This window comes from Streptomyces sp. NPDC004539, from assembly GCF_040610055.1.
Taxonomy (GTDB): domain Bacteria; phylum Actinomycetota; class Actinomycetes; order Streptomycetales; family Streptomycetaceae; genus Streptomyces.
The window spans coordinates 599,537-617,774 of the sequence record NZ_JBEXLS010000003.1 but is presented as its reverse complement, the minus strand read 5'-3'; the positions used below and the strand labels follow the sequence as shown (position 1 = coordinate 617,774).

Genomic DNA, 18,238 nt, shown 5'->3' with positions numbered 1-18,238 from the left:
CTGAGGTGACTCAGGGGGCGGCGGAGAGGGTGTCGACGGCGAGCCGGTGCAGGCGCGGGTTCGCGGAGAGGGCGCCGGTCCCGCTCCTCGGGCAGCCGCCGAACAGGTCGGTGCACAGCCCGCCGGCCTCCTCCACGAGGATCTGTACGGCGGCGATGTCCCAGGGGGCGACGACCGGTTCGGCCGCAATGTCGAGGGTGCCCTCGGCGACCATGCAGTGCTGGAGGAAGTCACCGAAGGCCCGGTCCTCCCAGCACGCCCCGGCCAGCCGCAGGTAGGCCGCGCGCGAGTGGAAGACGTCCCAGGTGCGGACGCTGGTCGTGGACAGGTACGCCTGGTCGAGGCGGCCGACGGCGGAGACCCGCAGGGGTACGGGGGTGGTGCCGGCCGGTCCCCGGCGCAGCCGCGCGCCGAGTCCGGCCGCCGCCCACCAGCGGCTGTGCAGGGCGGGTGCGCTGATCACGCCGGCCGTCGGCCGGCCGTCCTCCAGCAGGGCGATCAGGGTGGCCCAGACCGGAATCCCGCGCAGGAAGTTCTTGGTGCCGTCGACGGGGTCGACGAGCCAGGTCCGCCCCGCCCCGACCCGCCCGCCGCTCTCCTCCCCCGCGAAGGCGTCCCCGGGCCGGGCCCGGCCCAGCGCGTCGCGTACGGCGCTCTCGACGGCGGTGTCCGCGTCGGTGACCGGCGTGCGGTCGGGTTTCTCGCGGACGCGCAGGTCGAGGGCGCGGAAGCGGCGGGCGGTGATGCCGTCGGCGAGGTCGGCCAGGCGCAGGGCGAGTTCGAGGTCGGCCCGTCGTGACGCGTCGGCCCGTCGTGGCTCGGGCCCGTTCACTTCTCGTGGAGTTCGAGGAGGTGGTACTCCATGACCCGGACCTCCTCGATCCGCCGTACCCGGCACAGGAGTTCGGCCCGCATCCCGGCCTCCTCGACGACCGCGTCGAGCCGTTCGCGGTCCCCGAGGTCGGCGGTCCCGAGCAGGAGCCGGCCGCCGTCGGCCAGGTGGTCGCGGGCGCCGGCGACGTAGCGGGCCTGGCCCCGGTAGCCGGGGTCGAAGACGGCGGAGTGCAGGTCGGTGGAGAGCGGGTAGCCGTCGTCCACGTAGGTCCAGGGGACGTTCCAGAAGACGGTGTCGAAGCGGTCGTCGGGGCCGAGGACGTCGTACATGTCGCTGTGCAGGACGCGTACCCGGTCGGTCACGCCGTGGCGTTCGGCGTTGGCGGCGGTGTTGGCGACCGCCTTCGCGTTGATGTCGAGCGCGGTGACGGCGGCGCAGCCGCTGAGGGCGGCGGTGACGGCGATGACGCCCGTGCCGCTGCCGACCTCCAGGAAGGAGCCGCCCGCCGGGTAGGGGACCATCGAGGCCATGACCTCGGTCGCGGCGCTGAGGGTGCTGGGGAAGACGCCTCGGTGCAGGGTCCATTCGCGGCCGAGGAGGGTGAAGGAGTCGGGGAGGTCGTCGCCGGTGAGGGCGTGGTGGAGGGCCTGGGCGACGGTCTCGGGGGTCTCCTCGACGGTCATCGGGTCCGCCTCTCGGCCGTGTACGCGACGAGCGCGTCGCGGTGGCGGGCGATCTTGCGGAAGGCTTCGGCGTACTGGTCGATGAGGTGTTTGTCATCGGGCCAGTCGGTGAAGGTGGGGAGGGAGAGGGCGTGCCGTTCGACGTGTTCGGCGTGAGGGGCGGCGCCTTTCTCCGCGGCGCCCTTCTTCGGTGTGCCGGGGAAGAGGGGGTTGTCCGGGCCGGCGTAGAGGGGGAGGGTCGACAGGCGGGGGCCGGAGGGGGCGCCCACCTCCATGCCCTCGGCGCGCAGGGCCTCGATGAGGACGGAGCGGGGGACGCCGCCCAGCGCCTCGGGCCGGTACAGCGGCTTGTAGCCGTACCAGGCGCCCATGTCGACGTGGCCGGCGACGTGGACGGGCTCCAGGTAGGGCACGTCGGCGAGCTGTTCGCCGAGGTGGCGCAGGCAGCGGTGCCTGGCCTCCTTGCGGGCCGGGAACGCGGCGAGGGCGTGCCGGGCGACGATCGCGTTGAACGGGGACATGCGCAGTTTGAGGCCGAAGCCGGTGACCCAGTGCGCGCGCAGGTCCTCGTCGAGGACGGCGTCCCGGGAGCGGTCCCGGTAGTGGCCGAGGAGGACGGCGCGGTCGTGCACCCCGGGGTCGCTCGTGACGAGGATGCCGCCCTCCCCCGCGTACACGGCCTTGTTGGCCTGGAGGGAGAAGACCGCGGCGTCCCCGAAGGTGCCGACCGGCCGCCCCTTGTACCGGCTGCCGTGGGCGTGCGAGCAGTCCTCCAGGACCCGCAGCCCGTGCCGTTCGGCGATGCGCAGGATCGCGTCCATGTCGCAGGGGTGGCCCCACTGGTGGACGACGGTGACGACCCGGGTGTGCTCGGTGAGCGCGGCCTCCAGCGCCCGCGGGGCCAGGCCCCGGGTGGCGGGGTCGATGTCGGCGAGGACGACGTCGCCCCGGAGCGCGAAGACGGGGCTCAGCGCCGCGTGGTAGGTGAGGGCCGGGCCCACGACGTCGACGCCCTCGCGCACGCCGAGCGCGAAGTAGGCGGCGAGGAGGGCGCTCGTACCGGAGTTGAAGGTGACGGCGTAGCGGGCGCCGCCGTCCAGGAAGGCGAGGAAGTCGGCCTCCAGGCGGCCGATGGGGCCGCTGTTGCCCTTGATGGAGATGTCGGTGTCGCGCTGCGCGGCCAGCTCCGACAGCTCCGCCTCGTCGGCGGGCGGCGGCCACACCTCGTGCGGGCGCGGCTGTTCCACAGCGGGGGTCCCGCCGAGGAGGGCGAGACGGTCGAGGGTGGTCATACGTCCTGCTTTCGCTGGGGAGTTGCGGGGGGGGGCGGCCGGCGCCGGCAGGTCCGGGGGTGTACGGCCGTGTCAGGCGCAGCGGCCCGTGAGCGCGTCGTGCTCGCGGGACCGGTCCCGGTAGATCCCGTCGATCGTGCGGACGGCGGCGAGCTGGCGCTGGAAGTGGTCCTGGCGGTGACGGCGGTCGTCGAGGTGGGCCAGGTGGTGGGCGATCATGGCGCGTACGGCGTCGGTGCCGGCGCCGTCGCGGACGTGGTGCTCCAGGGGCAGGCCGCCCACGGAGTGCAGGGTGGCGGAGCCGGGAGCGACGTTCAGCGCGCCCTCGGTGCCGAGCACGCAGAGGTGTTCGCTCTTCTCGTGGTGGTGGCGCGAGATGCGCAGGGAGCCCACCAGTCCCGTCGACGGGTAGCGGTACATGAGGCTGGCGAGGTCCTCCAGCCGGTGGTCGCGGGTCTGCGGGTACTGGTGGGCGAACGCGGAGTGCACCAGGGCGGGTTCGGGGAACATGCCGGTCAGCAGGTCGACGAGGTGGTAGCCCATGTCGAGGAGCACACCGCCCCGCGCCTGTTCCCGGGAGGCGCGCCAACCGGTCGTCGGATGCGCCAGGTTGAAGTGGTAGTCGTAGGAGAACCAGTAGGGCTCCCCGATCCGTACGAGGTTGTCGCGGGCGAACCGGAAGACGGGGTCGAAGTCGCGTTGCAGCAGCGTGAGGACGCTGCGGTCGGCGCGCCCCGCGAGGTGGATCAGGTGCCGGGCCTCCTGCTCGGTGACGGCGAACGGCTTCTCCTTGATGACGTGCCTGCCGTGGGTCAGGAGGGCCACGCAGACCGGGAAGTGCTCGCTGTGCGGGACGGTGACCAGGGCCGCGTCGAACTCGACCGCGTCGAGGGCCTCGGCGAGGCCGTCGTAGTGCGGGAATCCCCACGCGTCGGCGAGTGAGGGGGCCGCCGGGGCGGGGTCGACGCCGCCGACGACGTCCGCGCTCTCCCGCACGATCGGCAGATATTCCTTTCCCTGGTGTCCGGCGAATCCGACCATCAGTACACGTAATCGCGGACGCATGTCCGTCAACCCCCTGTCGGGTCCGTGGAATATCCCCCGCGCGGAATGTCGTTCGACGGTGAACCGGACGGTTCAGGAGGGCCGCGTGGCGAGCCAGGTGTGCGCCGCCGTCACGACGTCCTTGATGAAGGTGTTTCCGCCGAGCGCCGTGTTCTCGTCGAGCAGGGCGGTCTCCCCGGCGGATATCCAGGCGAACTCGGTGTGCTTGTCCTTCTCCAGTACGGGCGCGTCGAGGTCGCCGTCCACCTCGACGACGTAGTCCGACTCGACGTGCCGCACCCCGTCCGCCGTCCACTCCCCGTGCGCCACCCGGGCGAGGACCCGGCGCAGCCGCCACCCGGTCTCCTCCGCCGTCTCCCTGGACAGCGCGTCCAGCAGGGTCTCCCCCGGCTCCACGGCCCCGCCCACCACGTCCCAGCACCCGGGGAACAGGCGGCGGCCGGCCGAACGCCGCTGGACGAAGATCCGCCCCTCAGGGTCCCGGATCAGCGCACCCACTATCCGCCGGGGATCGGTCACACATTCCCATGGGCCGAACATTTGTCGGGGAATCCCGTTTTCCATGCTTTTAAGCTACCGGGCGTCCCGGACATCACCCGACCCCGTACACAATTCTTCGGACGCCCTGAAATTCCCCTTGACACGATCCGGAAATCAATGCACGGGCGCATTCACCAACAGTCTCCGGAACCCCTCCCTCCCCGACCCCTGGGCCATGACTTTTCTCGCCGTATTCCACCCGAACCGAATTTTCTGCCACCGCCGGCCGCTCCCCGGGGAACATCTTGGCCGGATCGTCCGCCCTCTTCACGGCCGGCGGGCGACCAGCACGACGTACCCGATCTCCGGGAGCGCCCCGAACTCCGGGAGCGAGCGGGTGAAGCTGAAGAACTCGTGGTGCCGCTCGTCGGCGCCCGGAGCGACGTCGGCATAGGCGTCGGCGAACGCCTGGTACGTGCGGCGGACGTGCTCCCCGATGTCCTCGAACCCCACCAGCTCCAGACCGGCCCGCTCGACGGCCGTCCGCAGCTCCCGCGGCCCGGGAAAGGAGGGCGCCCCGAACGCCCGCCCCGTCCGCCGGACCGTCTCGGCGGCGTCCCCTGTCACAGGGGACCTCAGCAGCACATCGGTGACGACCAGCAGGCTGCCGGGGCGCAGAGTCCGGGCGATCTCGCCGATGACCGCCGTCCGGTCGGCAATGTGCATCAGCGACTCGATCGCCCACGCGCCGTCGAAGGTCGCCTCCCCGAAAGGAAGCGCACAGGCGTCCGCATACCGGAAATCCACCCGCTCACCGAGCCCCGCGGCCTCCGCCCGCCCCCGGCCCAGCCCGATGTCCTCCTCACTGACCGAGATCCCCGACACCCTCGCGCCGGTCGCCCCCGCGATCCGCAGCGCGGGGCGCCCGGTCCCACAGCCGACGTCCAGCAGCCGCTGCCCCGGCCCGGCACACAGCCGCCCCGCGACGAGGTCGGTGAGCCGGTCGGTGGCCTGATCGAGAGAGCTGTCGTCCTCTGGGCCGTCCCAGTAGCCGACGTGGATGTTCCCGTCGACGGTGGCGGAGGGGTCACTGGCCATGTGGATCTCCCGAGCGTGAGGGGGAAGCCGACGTAGAGGCCCGTCGTCCCGTAGAAGCTACTCGCCGACGCCACCACCCCAAAAGACGGCCTCTTCTCAGAGCACGATCGCCCAGACCGAAGCCAGTACACAGATCGACACGAATGTCATCGCCCACCGATTGCGCACCGGCGTGTACACCCCGCCCCGAACACCCCTACCCCTTTCCGAACGAGCCAGAAAAGCATCGACGGACGACGCCAGAGCGAAAGACGGGAACAATGTGAACGAAATACCGATGACAACATCGAAAGAAACACCGAAAAGATAGTCCAAGAACATGGCGACCAAAAGCCCCAACCCCGCGAAAAGAGCCCAGTGAGCTGCCGCGAGGCTGAAAATATCCCGCGCACCACCGGGCGAGCACTCACCCCGCTGCCCTGCCCGCAACCATGCCACCAGGTCGGCACGGTAATCCGCACTCCCCCTACCCCTCTTGCTCTTCCCGAGAACGGAGCGATACAGAAACTGCACCACCACTACAGGAGCAGCCTCCAGCACACCGAAAAATCGATCAAGAGGCCCTATCGGGGTACGTTCCTGCATCGCTCCACTTTCCCTAGTCGTTCTTGGTCGAGCCAGGCGTCAGCGACGCCACGTCCGAGACGGCCGAAGTCCTGTGCAGCGACGAAGCCCCGCGGCTATTTCGCCCGCACCAGCCCCGTGTCATAAGCCACGATCACCGCCTGAATCCGGTCCCGTGCCCCCACCTTCGCCAGGACTCGCCCCACGTGTTTCTTGACGGTCGACTCGGTCAGGACGAGGTGTTCGGCGATCTCGGTGTTGGTCCAGCCCCGGCCGACGGCGACGAGGACCTCGCGTTCGCGGTCGGAGAGGGAGCGGAGGCGGGGGTCGGTCTCGGGGGTGTCCGTGGGGGCGAGGACGCGGTGGGCGTAGGCGTCGAGGAGGCGGCGGGTGAGGCGGGGGGAGACGACGGCGTCGCCGGTGGCGACCGCGTGGATGCCGGCGACCAGTTCTTCCGGCCGGGCGTCCTTGAGGAGGAAGCCGCTGGCGCCGGCGCGGAGGCCGTCGTGGGCGTACTCGTCGAGGTCGAAGGTGGTGACGATGAGGACGCGGGAGCGCCCGCCGGAGCCGACGATGCGGCGGGTGGCCTCGATGCCGTCCATGCCGGGCATGCGGATGTCCATGAGGACGACGTCCGGACGGAGTTCGGCGGCGAGGCGGACGGCCTCGGCGCCGTGCGCGGCCTCACCGGCGAGCGTGAGGCCGGGGGTCCCTTCGATCAGCATGCGGACGCCCATCCGCTGGAGGGGCTGGTCGTCGGCGACGAGGACGGTGGTCACGGTGCTCCCGGGGTGTCGAGGACGACGTCCACGAGCCAGCCGGGCCCGGCGTCCCGGGGCCCGGTGACGACGGTGCCGCCGTACATGGCGGCGCGCTGACGGATACCGACGAGGCCGTGCCCGGGACCGTGGTCGGGGCTGGGTCTGGGGCTGGGACCGTGGTCGGGGCTGGGGCTGGTGCTGCGGCCGGGATCGTGGCTGAGACCGTCGTCGGCGCGAACGCCACTCCCACCGCCCCCGCCACTCCCGACACCCGCGCCACGCCCACTCCCACCGCCCCCGCCGCTCCGTCCACCTCCGCCACTCCTTCCGACCCCGCCGCCCCGTCCACCCCCACCCTTCCCCCCGTCGTCGACGACCCGGACCCCCACCTCCCCCGCCTTCACCGTCACCGTCACCTCCGCCTCCGCCCCCACCCCCGCGTGCTTGAGCGTGTTCGTGAGCGACTCCTGCACGATCCGGTACACGGTGAGCTGGACGCCGCTGCCGAGGGAGTCGGGGTCGCCGACGGTGCGGTACGTCACCGTGAGGCCCGCCGCGCGGACGCGGGCCAGCAGCGGGTCGAGGTCGCGGACGCCGGGTTGGGGCCCCAACGGCCGTACGTCGTCGGGTTCTTCGCGTAGGACGCCGAGGACTCGGCGGAGTTCGCTCATGGCCTGGCGGCCGGTGTCGGCGAGGACGCGGAGGGGTTCCTCGGAGGATTCGCGGCGGTGGGCGGCGAGGGTGGCGGCGCCGTCGGCGACGGTCACCATGACGGAGAGGTTGTGGCCGACGATGTCGTGCATCTCGCGGGCCACGCGGGAGCGTTCGGCGGCGGCGGTGAGCCGGACCCGCTGGTCGTGCTCGATCTCCAGGCGGTGGGCCCTGTCCTCCAGAGCCTCCAGGTACATCCGGCGGATGCGCAGCGTCAGCCCGGTCGCGACGGCCGCCGTCGCCGTGCCCAGCAGGAAGAAGGCGCCGACGAGCGGGTTGTGGACCGGCACGAGGACGAAGACGGCCAGCGCGAGTCCGCCGAAGGTCACCAGCACCGCCCACCCGAGCGCCCGCAGCGACCCCCACCGCGCCAGGCTGTACAGGGCGACCAGCGTGCTCATCCCGGCCGGCGTCCACACCGCCAGCGACCACTGCGCGAGCGTGACGGCGGCGATCACGAAGCAGGTCACGGCGGGGGCCCGGCGGCGCCACCAGAGGGGGACGACGAAGGCGGCGTTCAGCAGGACCAGCACCCCCACCGGCAGCCGCTCCCGCTCGTCCGCCTCCCCGAACGGCGAGGTCCCGTGCCCCCACAGCAGGTCGGGCAGGGTCATCAGGACGACGACGAGCACGACCCCGGTGTCCAGCAGCCAGGGGTGCCGCTGGTCGAGGCGCCGCCGCCGGTCCTGGTCGCGCAGCAGCCGCCCCAGCACCGGGTGCGCCCAGGCGGCGTCGATACCGGGGTCGTGTGTCATGTCCTCATTGTCCTCGATCGGGGTTTCGCGGCGAGACCGGGCGCGGGGCGCCTCTCGGGGGTGTCCTCGACGGTAGGGGCCGGGCGGGGCGGGAGCGTGGGACCGGAGGGGAATCCTGGGGCGGGGAGTGGTACCCGGGTACCAGTACCGCCGGGAACGGCTACCGTGGCTGTGCCCCGCCCGCTCACAAGGAGACGGCTGCCGTGGTCCCGTCCACGTGTCCGTCGAGGAGGTCCCGGTATGGCGGTCCAGCGGATGGACAACGTCCTCATCGTCGTCGAGGACCTGGACGCCGTGATCGCGTTCTTCGTCGAGCTGGGTCTGGAGCTGGAGGGCAGCGGGCCGCTCGACTGGCCGGGCGCGGAGCGGGTCATCGGGCTGGACGGGGTCCGTCAGGACGTCGCGATGCTGCGGGTGCCGGGCGGGCACGGGCGGGTGGAGCTGGCGAGGTTCCACACCCCCGAGGCCGTCGTCCCCGAGCCCCGCGACGCCCCGGCCAACACCCTCGGCCTGCGCCGGGTCATGTTCGCCGTCGACGACATCGCGGACACGGTCGCCCGTCTGCGGGGCCACGGCGCCGAACTCGTCGGTGAGATCGTCCGCTACGAGGACGTCTACCTGCTCTGCTACGTACGCGGCCCGGAGGGCATCGTCGTCGGTCTCGCGGAACAGCTCGGCTGAACGCCCACGCCTCCCGCCCCGGTTGACACCCGAACCCTTATTGTCATGCCCAATTCATAACGCGCGGCAACCTTCGGCGGACCCCGCGGCGACCCCCAGCCGGACAGTGAAGTCCACCCCCCACCAAGGGAGTTCGCCATGCGTACGTTCCTTGCACGTCTAGCCACCTTCCTCGCCGCCATAGCCCTCCTGACCGCCGCCCCCGGTACGGGTCTCTCCCTGGCGCAGGCCGCGCCGGCCGCGAACGTCTCCCCAGCGGTCGCGTCCGGCGAGGCCCTGGCCGCCGACCAGTGGACCCCGCCCTCGAACCTGGTCCAGCCGCTCAACGAGGTCTGGCGGCACGTCGAGACGACGTACCCGAACCTCTACGGCTTCCGCAACTACGGCTGGGACCAGGTGATGGCCAACCGGGGCAGCATCAACTACTGCGTACGGTGGGACTCCGACGCCCCCGTCAGCGCCGCCCTGCGCGACCGTATCCACGCCAACCTGAAACGGCAGTTCGCCAAGTGGATGGCGGCGATGCTGGACAACGGCACCGGCACGAACGCCTGGCCGTACACCAACGTGCCCGTCAACATCGTCGGCTGGGCGGTGCGCAACCGCTCCACCCTCCAGTGGAGCGACAACTCCGTCGACATCTACGTCAACAACATCAACGAGAACGCCCCGCAGTGCTCACCCGACTGCGGGCGCTTCTTCCACCAGGACGGCAACTACTCCCGCTGTCCCGGCGGCGCCGCCCGCCACTACGACCAGTCTCTCTGGCTCACCAAGGGCTTCGGCGGCGGAGCCGGGGGCGACTGGGGCCAGCGGGTCGGACAGGAGTACTTCGTCAACACCCTCGACCAGGACAACATCCACATCTACCTGCACGAGGTCGGCCACACCTTCGGCCTGGACGACTTCTACGACTGGACTCCGACCGGCCAGTGCTGCTTCCTCATGAAAGCCGGATCGGCCGCCCAGATCACGGAGTTCGACAAGTGGATGTTCCGTGACTTCTGGCGCCACCTGAAGAGCCGGTACGGCCTGTAACACCGTCGACCGCGGTCCGCCGGAAGCCATCCGGCGGACCTCCGCGCGTCACCTCCCCGGCGCCCGGCCTGTTGAGCCGTCGGCGCGACAGGCGTCACCCCCGCCCCGCGCGGGGAGCATCAGGGACATCGTCCACCGATGGGGAGTGAGGACAAGCGATGCGCGTTCCGATGACGATCGCGGACTTCCTGGACCGCGCGGAGCTCGGCTTCGCCCGCAGTCCCGGGGTCGTCGACGAGCCGGACCAGCCCGCGCCGCCGGTCACGGCGACCACGTACGGCGGCCTCGCCGAACGGGTCCGGGCCTGGCAGGCCGGGTTCGACCGGCTGGGCGTCGGCGAGGGCGAGCGGATCGCGGTGGTCAGCCACAACTCGGCCCGCCTGCTGGAGCTGTTGTTCGCCGTACCGATGAGCGGGCGGATCTGCGTGCCCGTCAACTTCCGCCTCAAACAGGAGGAGATCGCGTACGTCGTCGAGCAGAGCGGCGCCTCGGTGCTGCTGGTCGACGCCGAACTCGCGGACACGCTCGCCGACATCGCCGTACCGCACCGCTTCGTGCTCGGGGAGCAGACGGACCGTGAGCTGATGCGGTTCGGGGTGGAGCCGCGGCCGTGGGCGAAGCCCGACGAGGACGCGACGGCGACGATCAACTACACCTCGGGAACGACCGCGCGGCCCAAGGGAGTTCAGCTCACCCACCGCAACATCTGGGTCAACGGGCTGACGTTCGGGCTGCACACGCGGGCCTGGGAGGGGGACGTCTATCTGCACACGCTGCCGATGTTCCACTGCAACGGCTGGGGCATGCCGTACGTGATGGCGGGGCTCGGCGCGCGGCAGGTCGTGCTGCGGAAGGTCGACGGGGCGGAGATCCTGCGCCGGGTCGAGCAGCACGGGGTGACGCTGATGTGCGGGGCGCCGGCCGTGTGGGGGACGGTGCTGAACGCGGCGGCGGACTGGGCGGGCGAGATCCCGGGGCGGGACCGGGTGCGGATCGTGTGCGCGGGGGCGCCGCCGCCGAGCCGGCTGATCCAGCGCGTGGAGGAGGAGCTGGGCTGGGAGTTCACCCAGATCTACGGCCTCACCGAGACCTCTCCCCTGCTGACGTTCAACCGCACCCGCCCCGAGGACGCCGCCCTGCCCGCCCGCGACCGCTCCCGCAAGCTGTCCCGCGCGGGGCTCCCGGCGCTCGGCGTACGCCTCGAAGTCTCCGACGGCGGTGAGGTGCTGGCCCGCTCCAACGTCGTCCTCGACGGGTACTGGGACAAGCCCGAGGAGACGGCGGACGCCCTCGCCGACGGCTGGTTCCACACCGGCGACGGCGGTTCCCTCGACCCCGCCGACGGTCATCTCACCATCTCGGACCGGAAGAAGGACGTCATCATCACCGGCGGCGAGAACGTCTCGTCCATCGAGGTCGAGGACACCATCTTCAGCCACCCCGCCGTCGCCGAGGTCGCCGTCATCGGCGTGCCCGACGACTCCAAGTGGGGCGAGACCGTCAAGGCGCTGGTCGTGCGCACGGCGGGCGCCACGGTCACCGAGGCCGACATCATCGCCCACTGCAAGGAGCACCTCGCGGGGTTCAAGGCGCCGACGAGCGTCGAGTTCCGGGACACGATTCCCCGTACGGCGACCGGCAAGATCCAGAAGTTCAAACTGCGGGCGCCGTACTGGGAGGGGCGGGAGCGGCACGTCAACTGACCACGCAGGGACGGCCGCTGTCCCCTGCCGGGAGGGCGGCGGCCGACTCGGTGGCTCAGCAGAGTCCGAAGGGCGGCGTGAGGTAGGAGGGCCTCTCCTCCCCGGGCCGCCCTTCCCCTGGCCGCCCTTCGCCTGGCCGCCCGGCCTGAGGTGCCGTCACGGGGGCGAACACCTGTTGCGGCAGCGGGAAGTCCCACTCCCCGCCGAGCACGAGCAGCGACGCGAGCCGTCCGATCTCGTCGGAGCCGCGGGCCCCCGTGCCCGTTGCCGCCGACCGCCACGACCAGACCAGGGTGGCCGTCGAGGGCGCCGATGTAGGGGTGACGGGTCGGTGTCTTGTCGACGACGCAGCGGGCCGTACGCACGGAGACCGGGCCCAGCGCGGGGAGCAGCGTACGCGTCATGGCGTGCAGGAACTCCGACTGCTCCGGCGTGATCGTCCCGCCGGAGTACCAGGCGAACACCTCCTCGGCCGTGCGCAGTTCACGGACGAGGGGCTGCATTCCCGGGCCGATCCGCACGTACCACCTGCCGTCGGGGTAGCGGACCGGCGGCAGCAGGTAGGACGACAGGTTGGCGTCGCCGCGGTCCTCGGGATCGACGACCACGACGGTCGGCAGCGCGCGCAGCCGCTCCACCTGCTCGCCGGTGACTTCGAGGAGCAGGTTGGGTTCGGTGAACGTCCGGAGATCGAGTACGCACCCGGCGGGCAGCGCCCCGCTGCGGTTGACGAGGGACCCGGTCGTGACGACGACCTTCTCGGCCCGGACCTCCCTGCTGCTCCCCTCGCTCACCACCCGCACCGACCAGCCCCCGGCCGTACCGCCCTCGCGTACGGCGCTCACATGACCGCGCGTCAGCCGGACGCCCGCCGCGACGGCGAGGTCCAGCTGGGCGGCGACCATCCGGCGCGGGTTCAGATGACCGGCGCTGCGCCGTTCCAGCAGACCGTCCACCCCGCCGCTCACCGGCGGAATCCCCAGCCCGGGGAACTCCGCGCCGAGGGCCGACTCGTCCATCTCCTCGACCGGGACACCGGCGGCACGGCACAGCCGCAGCATCTCCGCGGTCCGGTCCCTGGCCCCCTTGCCGAGCAGCGCGAGAGCGCCGCACTCGGTGAAGAACTCCGTCCCCGACTCCGCCTCCATACCGCGCAGCCGCCCCGCCGCACGCGCGTCCAGCGTCCCCCAGACCCGGTCCCAGCCCAGCCGCCGTACGATCCTGGCCTCGTCGGAGTGCGCGCCGTACCCGGCGAGCGTGTCCCCGCCCGCCCCCGCGGCGTCGATCACCAGGACGTCGGCCCCCGCCCGGCCGAGGTACTTGGCCGCCGCCGAGCCGAACATCCCCGCCCCGACGACCACGATCTCCGCGTACCCGGCCACGACACTCCTCAGCGACGGCGAACCTGTCCGCGCGAGCGTCGCCCGGCCGCCGGCCCCGCGCAACCCGCCACGCTCACGGGCCGGCCGGCCGGCGGCCGTTCGGCTCAGGCCCAGGCCGTCACCGGTACGAACGAGCTGTCGGCCCGGAACAGGTCCGTGGCGTCGGTCGGGTCGACGCGGAGCTGGTAGTTGTAGTGGCGCAGGTAGTACCCGGGGTAGTTGTAGGACTCGAAGCGGACGGCGCTCGATGTGGAGCCGGTGCGGGCGACGAACGTGGCGTCGCGGGCGAACGTCGTCGTGCCGTCGTTGGCGTCGAAACGGCCCCGGAAGTCCCAGTGGCGGAGGTAGTTGCCGGAGGAGTCGCGGAAGGAGTAGCCGCTGGAGTCGGCGAGTCCGGCGACGACGGTGAAGGTGGACGCCTGCTTCTCGGCGGTCGTACCGGCGCTGGTGACGACCGGGAGGTTCAGGAGGGAGGACTGCGACTGCCAGTACCGGGTGGGGTAGTTGGCGGACTGGAAGGAGCGGGTCGCGTTCTTCGTGATCGCGGGGCCGCCGGTGACGGTCTCCTTGACGACCGTGAAGTGGCGGGCCGTGCCGGAGACGGCGGGCAGGGCCTTGGGGGCGGACCAGGTCGCGAAGGTGTCGTAGCTGTCGCTGTAGTAGTAATTGCCGTCGCCGTAGCCGTCGAAGTAGATCCGCCAGGCGCCGTTGTCGAGCTGGATGACCGAGGGGCCCTCGCGGTAGCTGCCCCAGCCCGCCCAGTCGCCGGTCTTCGAGAGCGTGTAGGGGCCGTTGAGGGAGGTGGCCGTCGCGTACTCGATGTATTTCGTCGTCTCGTTCTTCGTGAACGCGTGGTAGGTCGAGCCGGTCTTCACGATGTACGTGTCGATGTGGTTGGCGCCGATGCCGGAGAGGGCGACCGGGGAACTCCAGGCGGTGAGGGCGGAGTTGGTGGCCCGCAGCCGGTAGGGGGTGAAGATCCACTCGTCGCTGGTGAGGGAGCAGGACACGATGACGTTCACACTGCCGTCGCTGTCGACGAACCACTCGGGGGCCCAGGCGCGGGAGAGGTTGGTGATCGGGACCGTGTAGTCGTACAGGAACGTCCAGTTGAGCCGGTCGGAGCTGCGGGCGAAGCCGATCGTCGTACTGACGTCCTGCCAGGTGTGCGTGGTGTACGTGAGGTAGTAGTAGCCGTCCGTGTGCTTGAAGACGCTCGCGTCCCGGATGCGGTTGCTCGGCGGCGTGTACGCGGAGGACTTCGCGAGCCGGAAGTCGGTGCCGTCGTCCGAGGTGTAGACGTTGACGGTGCCGTCGTTGCTGTTCAGGAACGGGACGATGGTGTATCTCGTGGCCGATCCGCTGGGGGGCGCGGCGGCGAGGGCGGTGCCGAGGAGGCCGGGCGCCTCACCGAGGACGAACGCGGCGGCGGGGACGACGGCCAGGGCGCGCAGCAGGCTGCGGCGGGAGGGGGTGGGGGGATGCGGGTGGGACTGTGGGGTCATGGCGGCTCTCCCTCAGGCTTCAGGGGGTTCGACCTGTCGAACAAGGTTCGGAAAGTCGATCAGAAGGTAGGGGTGTGACTGAGACACGTCAATGGTTCACGCAGGACTGTGGACCCGCTGTGCCGCCGCCGACCTGCTCTACCCTTCCCCCATGGACGACGCGTCGATGGTCGGGCTGATGGGGCGGGTCACGGGGGCGGTCGGTCCCGGGCTCGTCGGGGAGGTCATCGTCAGGGTGCGGGGCGGGGCGGAGCACTTCCTCGCGTACCCGGCGAACAGCGGGGAGCGGATCGAGAAGGGGACGGTGGTGATGGTGATGGAGCATCTGCCGCCGAGGACCGTCTACGTCACCGCCGCGTACGACAGTTGAGCGTACGAACCCCCAGGTGAGAGCGGTGTTCGTCAAGGTTGTGACAAAGATCGGGCGGTGTCTTCTCCTGGGCCGCGCGCAGGCGCACACTCCCTTTCGTTCGGTGCCGAAAGGGCACCATCCAAAGGGGGCGTATGCCGATGGTCGTCGGCGTCGTTGCGGGGGTGGCGGTTGTCGCCGTTCTCGCGCTGATCGGTGTGTTCAAGATGATGTGGCGGGTCGCGGAGCCCAACGAGGCGTTGATCATCTCGGGTTCGAACCATCGGACCGAGGGTCTCGAAGCGGGCATGGGGTTCCGGATCGTCACGGGGCGCGGCACGCTCGTGCTGCCGGGGGTGCAGGCGGTGCGCAAGCTGTCGCTGGACCTCAACGAGACCGAGTTGCACGTGGACTGCGTGACGCACCAGGGGATTCCGCTGAAGGTGCGGGGCGTCGTCATCTTCAAGGTGGGTGACGACTTCGTGTCGATCGCCAACGCCGCCCGCCGGTTCCTGGACCAGCAGCGGCTGATGTCCGAACGGGTGCACAACGTGTTCGCCGGTCATCTGCGGTCCATCGTGGGCGGGTTGACGGTCGAGGACATGATCCGGGACCGGGAGAAGCTGACCGGGCAGACCCGGGCGGCCTGCGGGTCGGAGATGGAGAAGCTCGGGCTGATCGTCGACTCGCTCCAGATCCACGAGATCGAGGACCCCACCGGCTACATCCAGAACCTGGCGATGCCGCACGCGGCGGCCGTCCAGCGCGACGCGCGCATCGCGCAGGCCGAGGCGAACCGGCTCGCGACCGAGGCGGAGCAGCAGGCCGCCGCGCGGATGTCGGAGGCCACGCGCGACAGCGAGATCCTCCAGGCCGGCTACCAGGCGGAACGCGACCACGCGGCGGCGAAGGCCCGGCAGGCGGGTCCGCTCGCCGAGGCCGGCGCCCGCCAGGAGGTCGTGGTCCAGGAGACCCGCGTCGCCGAACTCGAAGCCCACCGCCGCGAACAGCAGCTCCAGGCGGACGTCCGCAAACCGGCCGACGCGAAGGCGTACGAGAAGCGCACGCTCGCCGAGGCCGAGCGCGACGCGCGCATCTCGGCGGCCCAGGCCAAGGCGAAGGAGACGGAGCTGGCGGCTGCCGCCGAGGCGACCCGCGTCAAGCAGGCCGCCGGCGCCGAGGCCGAGGCGACGAAGACGCGCGGCACCGCGACCGCCGCCGCCACCCGCGCCACCGGCGAGGCGGAGGCCGCCGCCGCCCAGGCCAAGGGGCTCGCGGCGGCCGAGGCGACCCGGGCGCAGGGGCTCGCCGAGGCCGAGGCCATCAAGGCTCGCGCCGCCGCCCTCGCCGACAACCAGGAAGCCGTCGTCGCCCAGCAACTCGCCGAGAAGTGGCCGGAGATCGTCCAGGCCGGGGCCTCCGCCTTCGGCAACGTCGACAACATGGTCCTCCTCAACGGGGCCGACGGGATGGGCGAGTTGTTCGCCAAGGCGCTGACGATGGGCGGCACCGGGCTGGGGCTGGCACGGCAGTTGCTGTCGACGATGAACCCGAACGGGACCGCCGAACCGGCCCGCCCTCAGGAGGCTGCCGCGCCGCCCGCCCTCAAGAAGGTGACGGTGGACGAGGAGTAGCTGCCACAGCGTCCCCGGCGGCGGGCCGGCCCAACTCCCGCCGCCGGGCTCCCCGGTGGGCCGGGAAAGCGGCGACCCTGGGAAGGGGTGACCCGAGGAAGCGGTGGGCCGGGGAAGCGGTGGGCCGGCACCGAACCCCCTTCCGCCTCACCTCCCGCCCCCGTCTAAAGTGCCCCCGTGAGCACGTTCCCCGATGACGACGTCCCCGGCCGCTTCGGCGCCGCCGCCACCACCGAGGCCGACCCCCACGAGGTGGGCCGTGTGCGTACCGAGTACGCGCCCGAGCACGACGGGGACCCCGACCCCGGTGAGATCGTGTGGACCTGGGTGCCCTTCGAGGAGAACGACGGACGGGGCAAGGACCGCCCCGTACTGGTCGTGGCCCGCGAGTCCCGGGGGACGGTGCTCGCGGTCCAGCTCTCCAGCAAGCGGCACGACGGCGACCGCGAGTGGGTGCCGATCGGGAACGGCCCGTGGGACAAGTCGGGCCGGGACTCGTGGGTGGACGTGGACCGGGTGCTGCGGCTGCACGAGGAGGGCATGCGCAGGGAGGCGTGCGCGCTGGACCGGGGCCGGTTCAATCTCGTGAGGCAGCGGTTGCACGAGAGGTACGGCTGGACGTGACGAAAAAGAGGGTCGCCGAGAGCGGCCCTCTTCTCTTTACGGCGAAAACCCGGAACACGTCAGTCGAAAACCCGCGAGAACGCCCCCCGCACCACAGCCCCCGAAGTCCTGTCGAGCACCCCGAAAACCACCCGCTCGAACACCCCGGAAAACCTCCCCCCGTCCTTCAGCAGCCCCCCGAACGCCTCCGCCACCACCCCCGGGTCGTTCTGGAACACCCCGCACCCCCAGGCCCCCAGCACCACCCGCCGATACCCGTACGCCACCGCCGTCTCCAGCACCCGTTCCGCCCGCGCCGCCACGGCCCCCGGCACCTCCCCCACCCGCTCCGGCAGCGTCCGCCGGATCACCCCGGCGTTGGGCGCGGCGGAAGTCAGGAACCCGGCGGAATACGGCTCGTCGAGAAACCGCCCACGATCGTCCCGAAACACAGGAACCCCGGGCGAATAGATCACCCGGTCACTGTAAAAGGGATCACGATGAGCCCGGTGATAGGCGTAGAACTCCGGCGCCTCAAGCAGACACGCGTACAGGGCGGAGGCCCGGCACAAAGCCTCTTCCTGAGCCTGTGCCCCATTGAGAAAACCCCCGCCGGGATTACGCGCGGAAGAGAAATTCAGCACGGCGACCGGCCGATCCGCCAGCCTCCGGGCCGCCTCAAGACTGCTCTCCCCGGTGACCTCGAAAACGGTGTCCGAGGAGACGGCGTCCGAGAAGACGGTCCCCGGCACGGCGCCGACCGGCGCGCGGTCGACGGCCCCGGGCCCCACCATCACCGTCCCCTTGCGGGCGGCGGCGACGGCGTCCGCGAGGAACACCTCACCCCCACCGAGCCCCCGATAACTCCCCGCCGCGACGACGCCGACGGTCTCCCGGGCGATCCCCCGCAACCGCGCGCTCATGGCGTCACCCCCGTGGACGCCATGACCGCGCCGCTTCCCCCTGTCGTGCACATGCAGCCATCGTCCGCGCCCCACCACCGCCCCGCAACGGAATTTCCCGCCCCGCACAAGCCCTCGTACCCCCCGGAGAACACCGCCGGAACATCCCGCCTCCGGAAGAGAACCGCCCCCGGAAC

General features: G+C 71.4%; 17 protein-coding genes and 1 pseudogene. 6 read left to right on the top strand and 12 right to left on the bottom strand.

The window, feature by feature from the left end; genetic code table 11:
• Positions 1-10 precede the first annotated feature (10 nt).
• From ABZX85_RS09245 to ABZX85_RS09205, 9 genes are all read right to left on the bottom strand, one after another.
• Entirely contained in the window at positions 11-832 is an 822-nt protein-coding gene (locus ABZX85_RS09245; protein WP_355864053.1) for an inositol monophosphatase family protein, read from the bottom strand.
• Entirely contained in the window at positions 829-1,518 is a 690-nt protein-coding gene (locus ABZX85_RS09240; protein ID WP_355864051.1) for a methyltransferase, read from the bottom strand. The genes ABZX85_RS09245 and ABZX85_RS09240 overlap by 4 nt, the downstream gene beginning before the upstream one ends.
• A complete protein-coding gene (locus ABZX85_RS09235; RefSeq protein ID WP_355864049.1) occupies positions 1,515-2,810 on the bottom strand; it encodes a DegT/DnrJ/EryC1/StrS family aminotransferase in 1,296 nt (431 codons plus the stop codon). Before ABZX85_RS09235 ends, ABZX85_RS09240 begins: the two co-directional genes overlap by 4 nt.
• A gap of 72 nt (positions 2,811-2,882) precedes the next feature.
• Positions 2,883-3,851 (bottom strand): Gfo/Idh/MocA family oxidoreductase, encoded by a 969-nt coding sequence (locus ABZX85_RS09230; RefSeq protein ID WP_355864047.1) that lies wholly within the window; start codon positions 3,849-3,851, stop codon positions 2,883-2,885.
• 96 nt (positions 3,852-3,947) lie between these two features.
• Positions 3,948-4,415 carry an NUDIX domain-containing protein gene (locus ABZX85_RS09225; protein WP_355864045.1) on the bottom strand — a complete coding sequence of 156 codons (468 nt, stop codon included), beginning with the start codon at positions 4,413-4,415 and terminating at the stop codon, positions 3,948-3,950.
• A 267-nt stretch (positions 4,416-4,682) separates the two neighbouring features.
• Positions 4,683-5,453: a methyltransferase domain-containing protein gene (locus ABZX85_RS09220; protein ID WP_355864043.1), complete on the bottom strand. Its 771-nt coding sequence runs from the start codon at positions 5,451-5,453 to the stop codon at positions 4,683-4,685.
• Positions 5,454-5,549: 96 nt separating this feature from the next.
• Positions 5,550-6,038 carry a hypothetical protein gene (locus ABZX85_RS09215; RefSeq protein ID WP_355864041.1) on the bottom strand — a complete coding sequence of 163 codons (489 nt, stop codon included), beginning with the start codon at positions 6,036-6,038 and terminating at the stop codon, positions 5,550-5,552.
• A 95-nt stretch (positions 6,039-6,133) separates the two neighbouring features.
• On the bottom strand, positions 6,134-6,796 hold the full coding sequence (locus ABZX85_RS09210; RefSeq protein ID WP_355864039.1) for a response regulator transcription factor: 663 nt from the start codon (positions 6,794-6,796) through the stop codon (positions 6,134-6,136).
• Positions 6,793-8,244 carry a histidine kinase gene (locus tag ABZX85_RS09205; protein WP_355864037.1) on the bottom strand — a complete coding sequence of 484 codons (1,452 nt, stop codon included), beginning with the start codon at positions 8,242-8,244 and terminating at the stop codon, positions 6,793-6,795. The genes ABZX85_RS09210 and ABZX85_RS09205 overlap by 4 nt, the downstream gene beginning before the upstream one ends.
• A gap of 240 nt (positions 8,245-8,484) precedes the next feature.
• On the opposite strand from ABZX85_RS09205, the gene ABZX85_RS09200 reads away from it, so the two are divergent.
• The 3 genes from ABZX85_RS09200 (at position 8,485) to ABZX85_RS09190 (ending at position 11,666) form a co-directional block, all read left to right on the top strand.
• Positions 8,485-8,925 carry a VOC family protein gene (locus ABZX85_RS09200; RefSeq protein ID WP_355864035.1) on the top strand — a complete coding sequence of 147 codons (441 nt, stop codon included), beginning with the start codon at positions 8,485-8,487 and terminating at the stop codon, positions 8,923-8,925.
• Between the two features lie 138 nt (positions 8,926-9,063).
• Positions 9,064-9,963, top strand: a complete 900-nt coding sequence (locus tag ABZX85_RS09195; protein WP_355864034.1) for a hypothetical protein — start codon at positions 9,064-9,066, stop codon at positions 9,961-9,963.
• 158 nt (positions 9,964-10,121) lie between these two features.
• Positions 10,122-11,666, top strand: a complete 1,545-nt coding sequence (locus ABZX85_RS09190; RefSeq protein ID WP_355864032.1) for an AMP-binding protein — start codon at positions 10,122-10,124, stop codon at positions 11,664-11,666.
• A 266-nt stretch (positions 11,667-11,932) separates the two neighbouring features.
• Here the strand turns inward: ABZX85_RS09190 and ABZX85_RS09185 are convergent.
• A pseudogene (locus ABZX85_RS09185) lies at positions 11,933-13,027 on the bottom strand (FAD-dependent oxidoreductase); the annotation flags it as partial.
• Between the two features lie 125 nt (positions 13,028-13,152).
• Positions 13,153-14,553, bottom strand: coding sequence for a glycoside hydrolase family 43 protein (locus tag ABZX85_RS09180; RefSeq protein ID WP_355864030.1), 1,401 nt, complete (start codon positions 14,551-14,553; stop codon positions 13,153-13,155).
• 151 nt (positions 14,554-14,704) lie between these two features.
• Here ABZX85_RS09180 and ABZX85_RS09175 point away from each other — a divergent pair, with 151 nt between their 5' ends.
• The 3 genes from ABZX85_RS09175 to ABZX85_RS09165 all read left to right on the top strand — a co-directional run bounded on the left by ABZX85_RS09175 (position 14,705) and on the right by ABZX85_RS09165 (position 17,160).
• Positions 14,705-14,923: a hypothetical protein gene (locus ABZX85_RS09175; protein WP_355864028.1), complete on the top strand. Its 219-nt coding sequence runs from the start codon at positions 14,705-14,707 to the stop codon at positions 14,921-14,923.
• A 134-nt stretch (positions 14,924-15,057) separates the two neighbouring features.
• Positions 15,058-16,536, top strand: a complete 1,479-nt coding sequence (locus tag ABZX85_RS09170; RefSeq protein WP_355864026.1) for an SPFH domain-containing protein — start codon at positions 15,058-15,060, stop codon at positions 16,534-16,536.
• A 177-nt stretch (positions 16,537-16,713) separates the two neighbouring features.
• Positions 16,714-17,160 carry a type II toxin-antitoxin system PemK/MazF family toxin gene (locus ABZX85_RS09165; protein WP_355864024.1) on the top strand — a complete coding sequence of 149 codons (447 nt, stop codon included), beginning with the start codon at positions 16,714-16,716 and terminating at the stop codon, positions 17,158-17,160.
• Between the two features lie 59 nt (positions 17,161-17,219).
• Here ABZX85_RS09165 and ABZX85_RS09160 read toward each other — a convergent pair whose 3' ends face one another.
• Entirely contained in the window at positions 17,220-18,062 is an 843-nt protein-coding gene (locus ABZX85_RS09160; protein ID WP_355864022.1) for a TIGR02452 family protein, read from the bottom strand.
• Between the last annotated feature and the right edge of the window lie 176 nt (positions 18,063-18,238).